The organism is Mycetocola sp. Y791 (genome assembly GCF_059445325.1).
In genome coordinates this window covers 297756-309807 of sequence record NZ_JCAIUC010000004.1, presented here as the reverse complement: position 1 = coordinate 309807, position 12052 = coordinate 297756, and the positions used below count along the sequence as shown (strand labels likewise).

The following is a 12052-nucleotide window of genomic DNA, read 5'->3' as shown; positions in this document are numbered from 1 at the left end:
ATGTCGGATCTCGTTACCACCCAGCTGCAGAACGGTCTCACCTGCTCGCTTCCCGCTGCCTCACCGCTCGCGAAGCTGCTGAAGTCCCAGCGCACGTGGGTCGGCCCTGACGCGAAACAGCGGCTCAGCATCCTCCGCACCGCGAAATCGGTTGCCATCGTCGGTGCGTCAGCGAATCCGACGCGGGCCAGTTACTTCGTTGGCACCTACCTGCTCCAGTCGAGCAACTACCGCGTCTACTTCGTGAACCCGAATGCGGGTGAGATCCTCGGACACCAGGCGTACCCCGACCTCGCGTCCCTGCCCGAGGTGCCCGACATCGTCGACGTGTTCCGCAAGGCGAGCGATATCCCCGAGGTCATGAACGATGTACTCGCGGTCGGAGCGAAGACCGTGTGGGTTCAGCTCGGGATCTGGAACGAGGAAGCCGCACGTTACGGCGAGGAGAACGGCCTCACCGTGGTCATGGACCGGTGCATCAAGGTCGAGCACGCGCGGTTCCACGGCGGCCTCAACCTGTTCGGCTTCGACACGGGCCAGATCTCCTCCCGGAAGCAGCTCACCTGAGTTTTTCCGCAGTTAACGTGCCCTAGCCGGGGAATTTCGCACGAACGTTGCGGCGCGGTTCGCCGATCTGCGGCGCCCGCCTGTGCCCACGCTCGGTCTGCCTATAGTGGCAGGACAGCACTTCTGCGAGGAGCACCCATGACGGCCTACGTTTCGGCGTTCGAACTCTTTTCGATCGGTATCGGCCCGTCGAGTTCGCACACGGTCGGGCCGATGCGCGCGGCTCTCGACTTCGCGACGCGCCTCACCGGCGCCGGTCTCCTCGGCGCCGTCGAGCGGGTCACCTGCGCACTGTTCGGGTCGCTGGGGTCGACAGGCATCGGTCATGGAACCCCGGATGCCGTCGTGGCGGGGCTCGCCGGACTGCGACCGGACACCTGCGACCCCACCGTGGTTCGCGGAGCGTGGTCCGGCCTCAGGCCCGGTTCGACACTCTTACTTGCCGGCGAGCGCCCGATCGCGTTCGAGCAGGGAGACATCACGTTCGAGCCCCGTACCCGGCTTCCTGGGCATCCCAACGCGCTGACCCTGACTGCCTGGAGTGCCGGTGTGCCGCTGGTGACCGACACCTACTACTCGGTTGGCGGGGGCTTCATCCGCCGCGACGGCGAGGGCGACGGCGACCGTCCCGTCGTCCGCTATCCCCTGCCGTTCCCGACCGCCGCCGTGTTGCTCGACCTGTGCACGAGCGAAGGGCTCAGGATCGACGAGGTTGCCCGCCGGAACGAGGAAGCGGTGCGCAGCCCGGACGACGTGGACCGCGGCCTCGACGCCATCTGGGCTGCCATGGCCGAGTCTGTCGCGAACGGGCTCGCTACGCCCGGAGTTCTGCCCGGCGGCCTCCAGGTCAAGCGTCGCGCGGCGGCGGTCAGGGAACACCTCGAAATCGCCGAGGCTGAGGGCGGCCGTGAACTGCCGTCCGAGTGGCTGCACTCGTTCGCGCTCGCCGTCAACGAGGAGAACGCCGCCGGCGGGCGAGTGGTCACCGCGCCGACCAATGGTGCGGCCGGCATCATTCCCGCGGTTGCGTCGTACTACCTGCGCTTCGTCCCGGGAGCGTCAGCCGACGGCATCCGGCGCTTTCTTCTGACGGCGACGGCCATCGGTTCGCTGTTCAAGGCGAACGCCTCGATTTCCGGGGCGGTCGGTGGCTGCCAGGCCGAGGTCGGTTCGGCCTGCGCGATGGCCGCCGGCGCGCTCTGCGGCGTGCTTGGAGGCACGCCGGCGCAGGTCGAGAACGCCGCAGAGATCGCGATGGAGCACCACCTCGGACTCACCTGCGACCCGGTGGGTGGCCTGGTGCAGGTCCCGTGTATCGAACGGAATGCTATAGCGTCGTCGACGGCCGTGAGCGCCGCACGGCTGGCCCTCCACGGCGACGGCAGCCATCTCGTGTCGCTCGACGCCGTCATCGAGACCATGCGGCAGACCGGCGTCGACATGTCGAGCAAATACAAGGAAACGAGCGAGGGCGGACTCGCGGTCAACGTCGTCGAGTGCTGAGTCGCTCACGGCTGACCGCACTGCACCGCACTGAACCGGCGCCGGGTTACACGGGCGTCGGCATCCGGCAGGTGAACGCTTCACAGGCGTACGCGACCCGGCGACCGTTGACCGGGAGCCTCGCCTCGAACAGTTCGAAGCCGGCGGCCGCGAGCTCTCGCGCCTGCTGCTCGGTCACAACCGCAACGACGTCTGAAGAGTCGTGGCGCACGCTCTCCGGCAGTGGGTCGACGTTGCCGTCGGGACTGACGATCACGAGCTGTCGCGGCCCGACGGCCATCGCCGCCATCAGCTCGAGCGAGGCGCCGAATGAAATCGGGTTGGCAACGGCGACGTCACCGAGGGGAGCCATCGCCGACTGGGCAGCGTCGGCGTAGCGCCGATCGGCGGTGACGAGGTACAGCTTCCACGCGGCCGTCGCTGTCGCGCTGATGCCGGACGGGTACGCCCCCTCGGAAGGGTCGCCCGCGAGCGCGATGCCCTTGGCGGCGAGGACGGGGTCCCCTCCCCCCGGTTCGCCGAACACCAGATCGGGCGTTCCCGCCGCGAAGGTCTGATCGATCAGTGACCTCGCCGCTTGCGCGTACGGCAGCTCGCCGGTCGCGAGGGACAGCTCCAGGAGTGCCCCGGCGAGCATCCCGTAGTCCTCGAGGGTCGCTCGCGCGGTCGACCGGCGCTCGGCGACGGATGCCCGAACCAGCGTGTCGTCGGCATTCCTGTGGTTTTCGAGCAGGTAGTCGGCGGCCCACCGTGCCGACTCCAGAAAGTCCGCACGGTCGAACACCACGCTGGCACGCGTCAGAGCCTCAATCGCCAGTCCGTTCCAGCCGGTGAGCACCTTCTCATCGAGGGCGGGTGGAATCAGCCCGGCACGGCCATCGGCGTCGCGCAGGTAGTACCCACCCTCCGACCGCTCGCCGTCGATGATTGACTCCGAGTCCTGCCCGCTGGCGAATCCCCCGGTCGGCAGCTGCAGTGTGCCCAGAAGGAACTGTGCGATGCCCTCCGCCGCTGTTCTCGCCCACGTGCGGGAGGTGTCCTGGCTGTACGCGCGACTGTAGGCATCGAGCAGGAGCGCGTTGTCGTACAGCATCCGCTCGTAGTGCGGTTCGCTCCAGTCCCGCTTCGTCGCGTACCGGAAGAAGCCGCCATCGACAGCGTCACGAAGCGGGGAAGTCACGAGGGCCTGGAGCGTGCGCGTCGCGAGCGGGACGCCCCCTGGCCTCGAGAGCAGGAAACGGAGAACGGGGGCGACCGGGAACTTGGGTGCTCCGCCGAACCCGCCGTACTCACGGTCCTCGTGAGCTTCGAGCGTCGCCACAGCTGCATCGACGCTCGCGATGTCTGGCAGCCCCGCAGCCTGGTCCTGGACCGCCGTCGCCGCGATTGCTGCGGCGAGCGCCGTGGAGCTCGCGGTGACGGCCTCGCGTCGGTTGGTCCAGGCATCCGTCACAGCGTGCAGGACCTGGAGAAACGACGGATGCCCGGAGATCGGCACCGGCGGAAAGTAGGTTCCGGCAAAGAATGCGGCCCCGTCGGGCGTGGCGAAGACGCTGAGCGGCCAGCCGAGCTGGGACGTGAACGCACTGGCCTGGGCCAGGTAGCTGGCGTCGACGGCCGGGTGTTCCTCGCGGTCGACCTTGATGCTCACCATGTGCTCGTTGAGGTACTCGGCGATGGCCGGATCGCTGAATGACTCTCGCGCCATGACGTGGCACCAGTGGCAGGTGGCATAGCCGATCGAAATGAAGACGGGAACGTCGCGCGCCGCGGCCTCGTCGAAGGCGTCCTGCCCCCATTCCCGCCAGTCGACCGGGTTGTCCCGGTGCGAACGAAGGTAGGGACTCATGGCTGAAGCGAGGCGATTGACCATACTTCAGCCTACGCTCAGCCGCGATCTACCACGCGCCGACGTAATCGGACACCGAGCTGGCGTCCCTCACACGGTTGCGGACGAACGGCAGCCCGCGGAGCACCGCGAGGTCGATCCGTTCCTGGACAGCACGGCTCGTGAGCACGTAGTCGGTGAAGTCTGAGTTCGAGGCGTAGACCCCGATTGGCAGGGTCAGCGCCTGGAAGAATCCGAACAGCGGCCGGAACTGGTGCTCGAGGATGAGCGCGTGCCGGTCGCCACCACCCGTCGCGGCGACGAGGACGGGCTTGTCGATGAGAGAGTACTGGCCGACGAAGTCGAACAGGTGCTTGAACAACCCGGTGAACGAGCCGCGGTACACCGGGCTGGCCACGATCAGCAGGTCGGCGTTCTCGATCCTGACCAGCTCGCTCTCAACGCCCGGAGGAAGCTGCTCCCGGGTGAGCGCACCGGCGAACTCAGGGCCGATCGCCGTGAGCTCGATGACGTGCGCCTCGATCGGATGCTCCCTGGCAACGCGATCGAGGATGGCATTGATGAGCGCGCTCGTCTTCGACGGGGTGTGCAGGCTCCCCGACACGGCAACGACTCGGAGCGGCTGTTGTGCGGAAATCTCGACCATGCTGCGACGCTACGCCGATTCGCGGCTCCACCGGGCGCAGGGCGCAACACGACGTAACGGGCGCTACTGCTCGAGTCTGACGTTCTTTTCTCCAGCGCGGATCGGACGGCTGAGCCGGTTGCCCGCCGGGGGCAGCGGGCACACGTAGAAGTCGGCGAATGCACACGGGGGAAGGTACGCGCGGTTGAAGTCCACGGTGACGTGGCCATCGGCATCCGGTGCCGGCATGTCGATGAAGCGGAATCCGTACGTTTCTGTGCCGTTGGTTTCATCGCCGAAGACGGCGTGCAGGCCACCACGTTCGGCGACGACGGTCAACGTCTCGATGGCGCCGTCCGGGAAGGGCACGGCGATAACCCCGGCGGGCAGGTCTTCGGAGACATGCCCATCGATGGCCGTGATCTCCACCCGTGAGTTGGGCGCGGCCGGGCTGAAACTCCCCTCGAGCACGAGGGCAAGGTCAGGCTCGAAGACGTCGATGCCGCGAAGCCGCATCCTGGTCGGCGCGTCGGGGTCGAGCACGCGAAGGGCGAGCGCGCCATCGCGTTCGAAGAAGCGCAACCGCCGGTCGCCCCACTCGATGTCCTGGCCACTCATCAGCGTCACGGTGTCGTCAGTGACGACGCCGACCGGCCGGCCGCCCTGGAGAATGGTCAGCCCGTCGAGCTCGGAACCCTCACCGACGATTCCGTCGAGTCCTGCGTGCCACAGTCCCGGTACCGAGTCCAGCTGTTCCGGCACCGCGGTCAGCCAGTGGGTCGCAGCGAGCGACGCGAGACCGAACGGCGACGACGTCGACCGCTCTCGCGCCTCGTGCCAGGTGGCCCAGTCTGACGACACACTGTCCGTGCTCGAGGCGAAGGTGTCTGGTAATGCCATGGTGGCGTCCTCGCTCAGTTGACGTCGTTCGGGTGAGCGCCGACGCGACCGTCACGTTCGAGCGCGGAAATCGCGGCCATCTCGGCATCCGTCAGCTCGAAGTCGAAGAGATCGAGGTTCTCGGCGATCCGCTCGCGACTGTTCGACTTCGGGAAGACAATGAACCCGTTCTGCAGGTGCCACCTGAGCACCACCTGAGCCGGGGTCTTGTCGTGCGCCGCGGCGGCGTCTGCAACGCTGGACTCTTCGAAGAGCGGGTACTTGCCCTGCCCGAGCGGTCCCCAGGCTTCGATCTGGATTCCGTGCTCGCGGGAGAACTCGACGACCTCGCGCTGCTGCAGCGCCGGGTGGAGTTCGATCTGGTTGACGGACGGCACAGCGCCACCGTCGGCGAGGAGATTCTCGAGGTGCTCGACGAGGAAATTCGAGACGCCGATCGAGGTGGCCTTGCCGTCGGCCTGGATCTGCTGCAACGCCTTCCAGCTTTCGCGGTAGAGGTCGCGTTTCGGTGTCGGCCAGTGAATCAGATACAGGTCGACCGAGTCGAGGCCGAGCTTCTCGAGGCTCAGGTCGATCGCGTCGAACGCGGACTGGGTGCCCTGGTCCTCGTTCCACAGCTTCGTGGTGATGAAGAGATCCTCGCGCGGGATGCCGCTTTTCGCGATCGCTCGCCCCACGCCTTCCTCGTTGCCGTAGATGGCGGCGGTGTCGATGTGGCGGTAGCCGAGTTCGAGTGCATCCGTCACAATGCGTTCGGTCTCGGCGGGGTCGACCTTGAACACGCCGAAGCCCAGCTGCGGGATGGTTGCGCCTGAATTGAGGGGAAGTACCGGACCGGTCCACGTTGTCGTCATCGCACCAGCTAACCACCCGAGCCCAGCGCCGACCAACCTTCGGGGCTGCCTCTTCGCCGTCAGCGGAATCGATCGTCCCGGTCACCGTGCGAATCCCGCTCGTTCACGTGTCGTCCGTCGTACGATGGATGGCTATGTCTTTTACGATCTCCTTCCCTCCCGAGCTGCCGGTCAGCCAGATGCGGGGCGAGATCGCCGACGCCATCCGCGATTCGCAGGTCGTCATCGTCGCCGGAGCCACTGGTTCGGGCAAAACCACCCAGTTGCCGAAGATTCTCCTCGAGCTCGGCCGCGAGTCGATCGCCCACACCCAGCCGAGGCGGCTGGCGGCCCGCACGATCGCCGAGCGGATCTCCGAGGAACTCGGCGTCGACCTCGGCGGACTCGTGGGATACCAGGTGCGGTTCACCGACCAGGCCGGCCCGGAGACCAGGGTCAAACTGATGACCGATGGCATCCTGCTGAACGCGATCCACCGCGATCGGATGCTGCGGGCATACGACACGATCATCATCGACGAGGCACACGAACGCAGCCTCAACATCGACTTCCTGCTCGGGTATCTCAAGCAGTTACTGCCGAAGCGCCCCGACCTCAAGGTCATCATCACGTCGGCGACCATCGACCCGCAGAGTTTTTCACGCCACTTCGACGACGCACCGATCATCGAGGTCTCCGGGCGCACGTTCCCGGTCGAGATCAGGTACCGGCCGCTCGTCGCTGACAAGCCGACCGATGACACCGACGCTGACGACGAGCCCGACGAGCCGGACCTCGACCCGATCGACGGCATCACCGCTGCGATCGATGAACTGGCCGGTGAGTCGATGGGAGACGTTCTCGTCTTCCTCAGTGGCGAGACCGAGATCCGCGACACCGCCGACGCGCTCAACGCCCGATACTCCGAGGGCGGCGCCGGTGTCACCGAGGTTCTCCCCCTGTACGGTCGCCTCAGCTCGGCCGACCAGCACAAGGTGTTCCAGCCGAGTGCGAAGGCCGGGGTTCGCCGACGGATCGTCCTCGCGACCAACGTCGCGGAGACCAGCCTCACGGTTCCTGGTATCAAGTACGTCATCGACGCTGGAACCGCCCGTATCTCGCGGTACAGCGTGCGCTCCAAAGTGCAGCGGCTGCCGATCGAGGCCATCTCGCAGGCCTCGGCCAACCAGCGTTCCGGCCGATCGGGCCGCACGAGCGACGGCATCGCCATCCGCCTGTACTCGGAAGAGGATTTCCTCGCCAGGCCCGAATACACCGAGCCGGAGATTCTGCGCACGAACCTCGCCGCGGTCATTCTGCAGATGGTCTCGCTCGGGCTCGGCGACATCCAGGCGTTCCCGTTCCTGCAGCCGCCGGATTCCCGCGGGATCAAGGATGGCCTCGACCTGCTGAGCGAACTCGGGGCGATCGACAGCAAGGCGACAGGCACTCCGCGACTGACGCGTGTGGGCCGCGACCTCGCCCGGCTCCCGATCGATCCCCGTTTCGCGCGGATGGTCGTCGAGTCGAAGAAGCACAACGTCTCGCGGGAGGTCATGGCGATCGTCGCCGCGCTCACCATCCAGGACCCGCGCGAGCGCCCACTCGAGAAACGCCAGCAGGCCGATGAGAAGCACGCGCGGTTCACCGACCCGACGAGCGATTTCCTCTCACTGCTCAACCTCTGGAACTACATCGAGGAGAAGCAAAAGGAACTGGGCTCGAGCGCCTTCCGTCGGCTGTGCAAGAACGAGTTCCTCAACTACCTGCGCGTGCGCGAGTGGCAGGACGTTTTCCGCCAGCTTCGCCAGCTGTCGAAGCCGCTCGGCCTCACGATGGCCGACCGAACGACCAACCCCGACGGCATCCACAAGTCACTGCTCGCCGGACTGCTCTCGCACATCGGACTGAAGGATGCCGCGGCAGCGGCGGCGAACTCCGCGCGCGGCAAGCAGCCGGGGCGCCCCGGTCCGGCGAAGAAGGGCGACTACATCGGCGCTCGGCAGTCGCGGTTCGTCATCTTCCCCGGGTCGGCCCTCGCGAAGAAGCAGCCGAACGCCATCATGGCGGCCGAGCTGGTTGAAACTTCCCGCCTGTTCGCGCGCACCAACGCGGCCATCGACCCCGCCTGGGCGGAAGCGATCGCCGGTGACCTGGTCAAGCGCTCCTACTCTGAGCCGCACTGGGAGAAGCAGCAGGGCGCTGTCGTCGCGTGGGAGAAGGTCATGCTCTACGGGCTCGCCATCATCCCGAGGCGTCGGGTGCAGTACTCGAAGATCGACCCCGAGCTGTCCCGCGAACTCTTCATCCGGCACGCCCTCGTCGAGGGTGAGTGGGATTCGCCCCAGGCATTCGACCGCGCCAACCGGAAGCTCCGGAAAGAGCTCGCCGACCTCGAGGAACGCACGCGTCGACGCGACATCCTCTTCGACGACGAAGCCGTCTTCGACTTCTACAATTCGCGGATTCCCGCCGACGTCTTCTCCACCAGGACGTTCGAGGGCTGGTGGCGCACGGCAAAACAGAAGACGCCTGACCTGCTCACGATCAAACAGGAAGACCTGCTTCCCGACGATGCTCCCGACGTGGACGAGGCCGAGTTCCCGCCGGTCTGGCGCCAGGGCGACCAGAAACTGAGCCTGCGCTATCGGTTCGAACCGGGTTCAGACGACGACGGGGTCACCGTGCAGGTGCCGCTTGCTCTCCTCGCCCGTCTCTCCCCTGCCGGTTTCGACTGGCAGGTTCCCGGGCTGAGACACGAGCTGGTCACAGCACTGATCAAATCCCTGCCCAAGGCGATCAGGCGCAACATCGTGCCGGCCGCCGACTGGGCGAGGCGCCTCATGGCTGAACTGCCCGCCGGGCCGCCCGAGCCGGAATCGACCAACGCCGACACTCTGACGGCGCACCTCGCGATGGCGATCAAACGGCTGTCGTACATGCAGATCGAACCGGGCGATTTCGACCTCTCGCGTGTGCCGGACCACCTCAAGGTCACGTTCCGCGTCGTCGACGAGAAAGGCCGCCCGGTCGCGAGCGGCAAAGACCTCGTGGAGCTTCAGGAACGGCTCAAGGCCCGGACCCGCCAGAGTGTCGCGCAGATCGCCGAGGCGACACCCAACGCGCTCGAGCGTTCGGGGATCACCCGCTGGGACTTCGACGAGTTGCCGCGATTCGTCGACACCCGGCAGGGCGGCAACATGATCCGGGGTTATCCCGCCCTCGTCGACGAGGGCAGCTCCGTGTCCATTCGAATCATGGCGACCGAAAAGGACCAGGCCCAGTCGATGCCGGATGGCGTTCGCCGGCTGCTCCTCCTCGCTCTCCCCTCCCCCGTGTCCTACGTGCAGCAGCATCTCACCGGCGCCGAGAAGCTCTCCCTGGCCACGAGTCCGTATCCATCGACACAGGCGTTGTTCGACGACTGCCTCGCCGCGTGCGTCGACGATGTGCTGTACCGGGTCAAGCCCGACGGTGCAATCTTCATGCGCGCCGAGTTCGAGACGGTTCGCGACCGCATCTCCGGGGCGATGATGAACACGATGTTCGACACCGTCTCGCTCGTTGCGAAGGTGCTGACGGCATCCCGCACCGCCGACAAGGCGCTCAAGAAGGCCACAAGCCTCGCGCTTCTGCCCGCGCTCAGCGACGCTACCCAGCAGTTGTCCGCACTCATCTACCCGGGCTTCGTGTCGAGGACCGGCATGCTCCGCCTCGCACAGGTGCCCCGGTATCTCGCCGGCATCACCCACAGGATCGAGAAACTCGCCGACAACCCCAATCGGGACCGCGTGTGGATGAACGAGGTACAGGCGGCGATCGAACTGTACGAGGCCGCCGGCGGAACGCTGCCACCAGCCCGATTCGCACCACCGCACATCGTCAAGGCGCGCTGGATGATCGAGGAACTGAGGCTCAGCCTGTTCGCCCAGAACATCGGCGCGAACGAGACAGTCTCGCTTCAGCGCATCCGGAAGGTCCTCGCCGGGTAGTCGCCGTCACAACGGCGACCCCGGCGGATGCCCCGGCGGATGCCCCGGCTAGAGAACCTTGGACAGGAACGACTGGGTGCGCTCGTGCTTCGGGTTCGCGAGCACCTCGCGCGGGTCTCCTGACTCGACGATGACGCCCTCGTCCATGAAGAACAGGGAATCACCGACCTCACGGGCGAAGCCGATCTCGTGCGTCACGACGATCATGGTCATGCCTGAGGTCGCGAGTTCCTTCATCACATCGAGCACCTCGCCGACGAGCTCGGGATCGAGCGCGCTTGTCGGCTCGTCGAACAGCATCAGCTTGGGACTCATTGCGAGCGCCCTCGCTATCGCGACACGCTGCTGCTGCCCGCCTGAGAGGTGCGCAGGATAAGCCTTGGCCTTCTGGGCGAGACCGACGCGATCGAGGAGCTCATACGCGGTTGCGACGGCATCCGCTTTCTTGACGCGCTTCACCCGCGTCGGTGCCTCGATGATGTTCTCGAGCACGGTCATGTGCGGGAACAGGTTGAACGACTGGAACACCATGCCGATGTCGGCGCGCTGCTTCGAAACCTCGGCCGGCGACATCTCGTAGAGCTTGTCGCCACGCTGGCGGTAGCCCATGAGCTCGCCGTCGACCCAGAGGCGCCCACCGTTGATGGACTCGAGGTGATTGATGCAGCGCAGGAAGGTCGACTTACCCGATCCGCTCGGGCCGATGAGGCACGCGACCTCACCACGGTTGACGGTGACCGAGATGTCTTTGAGGACCTCGTGCGAGCCGAAGCTCTTGACGATGTGATCCGCCTGGACCATGGGGAGATCGGTCATAGGTGTTCTCTCTTCGGTGGCGGAACTTGGTCGGCGTTCGCCCGCCCATCGACGGCGTCGTCCGCACCCGGACCGGCTGAGGCGTCAGGATCGGTCGGATCCGCATCCTGGGCGCGTTGCGGCGCGACACCCCGGCCGTAGTACTTCTCCAGGTAGTGCTGGCCAACCATGAGGATGCTCGTCACGAGCAGGTACCAGATGCTCGCAACGATGAGCAGCGGGACCGTCGCATAGATCTGTGCCGAGATGGCGCGGGTGCGAGCGTACAGCTCGAGCGAGAACCCGAGCGCTGTCACGAGCGAGGTCGTCTTCAGCATCGAGATCACCTCGTTGCCCGTCGGCGGGATGATGACGCGCATCGACTGCGGGACGACGATCCTGAGCATGGTCTGACGCCAGCTCATTCCGAGCGCACGCGCCGCCTCGTCCTGGCCGCGAGGGACGCTCAGGATGCCGCCGCGCACGATTTCAGCCATGTACGCGGCTTCGTTGAAGGCGAGGCCGAGAACGGCGAGCCAGAACAGGTCGATCGCCGAGAACGGGGAAACGGTGAAGAACTCGATGTCGGTGAAGGGGACGCCGATGGTCACCGATCGGTAAATGGTGCCGAGGAGTCCCCAGAACACGAGCTGCACGTAGACCGGGGTACCGCGGAACAGCCACAGGTAGACCCACGAGACAGCTTTGAGCACGGGGTTCTCGCTCAACCGCATGACGGCGAGGACGAGTCCCATCACGATCGCGAGGATCATCGACAGGATGGTCAGGGCGAGCGTGATGAGAGCAGCCTGGCTGATGCGGCGATCAAACAGGTACTGCCCGACGAGCGGCCACTGGTAGGCCTCCCGGTTCGCGGCATCCCAGATGAACGCAGCGAGCAACAGCAGGATCAGGACGGCGAACGTCGTCCGAATCGGGTGGCGAAGCTTGACCGCTTTGATTGGTTCGGTATCAGAATCCATGGGCA

The 12052-nt window shown here is 66.1% G+C and carries 9 protein-coding genes; 3 read left to right on the top strand and 6 right to left on the bottom strand.

From position 1 onward, the window contains the following. Complete coding sequence (locus AC1C2N_RS14540) at nucleotides 1-567, top strand: CoA-binding protein (protein ID WP_483404711.1); 567 nt, start codon at nucleotides 1-3, stop codon at nucleotides 565-567. 138 nt (nucleotides 568-705) lie between these two features. Next, the gene (locus AC1C2N_RS14535; RefSeq protein ID WP_483404712.1) at nucleotides 706-2070 is read left to right on the top strand and encodes an L-serine ammonia-lyase; all 1365 of its coding nucleotides are present in this window, start codon (nucleotides 706-708) and stop codon (nucleotides 2068-2070) included. A gap of 46 nt (nucleotides 2071-2116) precedes the next feature. On the opposite strand, the gene AC1C2N_RS14530 is transcribed toward AC1C2N_RS14535, so the two are convergent. The 4 genes from AC1C2N_RS14530 to AC1C2N_RS14515 all read right to left on the bottom strand — a co-directional run bounded on the left by AC1C2N_RS14530 (nucleotide 2117) and on the right by AC1C2N_RS14515 (nucleotide 6298). Next, on the bottom strand, nucleotides 2117-3919 hold the full coding sequence (locus AC1C2N_RS14530) for a thioredoxin domain-containing protein (RefSeq protein ID WP_495434370.1): 1803 nt from the start codon (nucleotides 3917-3919) through the stop codon (nucleotides 2117-2119). A 49-nt stretch (nucleotides 3920-3968) separates the two neighbouring features. Continuing rightward, a complete protein-coding gene (gene msuE / locus AC1C2N_RS14525; protein ID WP_495434369.1) occupies nucleotides 3969-4565 on the bottom strand; it encodes an FMN reductase in 597 nt (198 codons plus the stop codon). Between the two features lie 63 nt (nucleotides 4566-4628). Further along, nucleotides 4629-5444, bottom strand: coding sequence for a DUF1684 domain-containing protein (locus AC1C2N_RS14520; RefSeq protein ID WP_495434368.1), 816 nt, complete (start codon nucleotides 5442-5444; stop codon nucleotides 4629-4631). A gap of 14 nt (nucleotides 5445-5458) precedes the next feature. Continuing rightward, nucleotides 5459-6298, bottom strand: coding sequence for an aldo/keto reductase (locus AC1C2N_RS14515; RefSeq protein ID WP_495434367.1), 840 nt, complete (start codon nucleotides 6296-6298; stop codon nucleotides 5459-5461). 134 nt (nucleotides 6299-6432) lie between these two features. Here AC1C2N_RS14515 and hrpA point away from each other — a divergent pair, with 134 nt between their 5' ends. Continuing rightward, on the top strand, nucleotides 6433-10269 hold the full coding sequence (hrpA, locus tag AC1C2N_RS14510; RefSeq protein ID WP_495434366.1) for an ATP-dependent RNA helicase HrpA: 3837 nt from the start codon (nucleotides 6433-6435) through the stop codon (nucleotides 10267-10269). A gap of 48 nt (nucleotides 10270-10317) precedes the next feature. On the opposite strand, the gene AC1C2N_RS14505 is transcribed toward hrpA, so the two are convergent. Together AC1C2N_RS14505 and AC1C2N_RS14500 are read right to left on the bottom strand one after the other, a co-directional pair. Beyond that, nucleotides 10318-11085 carry an amino acid ABC transporter ATP-binding protein gene (locus AC1C2N_RS14505; RefSeq protein ID WP_483404718.1) on the bottom strand — a complete coding sequence of 256 codons (768 nt, stop codon included), beginning with the start codon at nucleotides 11083-11085 and terminating at the stop codon, nucleotides 10318-10320. Continuing rightward, the gene (locus tag AC1C2N_RS14500; protein ID WP_108962268.1) at nucleotides 11082-12047 is read right to left on the bottom strand and encodes an amino acid ABC transporter permease; all 966 of its coding nucleotides are present in this window, start codon (nucleotides 12045-12047) and stop codon (nucleotides 11082-11084) included. The genes AC1C2N_RS14505 and AC1C2N_RS14500 overlap by 4 nt, the downstream gene beginning before the upstream one ends. Between the last annotated feature and the right edge of the window lie 5 nt (nucleotides 12048-12052).

Bases quoted from the DNA above. Each gene is read 5' to 3' on its own strand.
- AC1C2N_RS14540 (WP_483404711.1), top strand. From the start codon at position 1: ATGTCGGATCTCGTTACCACCCAGCTGCAGAACGGTCTCACCTGCTCG.
- AC1C2N_RS14535 (WP_483404712.1), top strand. From the start codon at position 706: ATGACGGCCTACGTTTCGGCGTTCGAACTCTTTTCGATCGGTATCGGC.
- AC1C2N_RS14530 (WP_495434370.1), bottom strand. From the start codon at position 3,919: ATGAGTCCCTACCTTCGTTCGCACCGGGACAACCCGGTCGACTGGCGG.
- msuE (WP_495434369.1), bottom strand. From the start codon at position 4,565: ATGGTCGAGATTTCCGCACAACAGCCGCTCCGAGTCGTTGCCGTGTCG.
- AC1C2N_RS14520 (WP_495434368.1), bottom strand. From the start codon at position 5,444: ATGGCATTACCAGACACCTTCGCCTCGAGCACGGACAGTGTGTCGTCA.
- AC1C2N_RS14515 (WP_495434367.1), bottom strand. From the start codon at position 6,298: ATGACGACAACGTGGACCGGTCCGGTACTTCCCCTCAATTCAGGCGCA.
- hrpA (WP_495434366.1), top strand. From the start codon at position 6,433: ATGTCTTTTACGATCTCCTTCCCTCCCGAGCTGCCGGTCAGCCAGATG.
- AC1C2N_RS14505 (WP_483404718.1), bottom strand. From the start codon at position 11,085: ATGACCGATCTCCCCATGGTCCAGGCGGATCACATCGTCAAGAGCTTC.
- AC1C2N_RS14500 (WP_108962268.1), bottom strand. From the start codon at position 12,047: ATGGATTCTGATACCGAACCAATCAAAGCGGTCAAGCTTCGCCACCCG.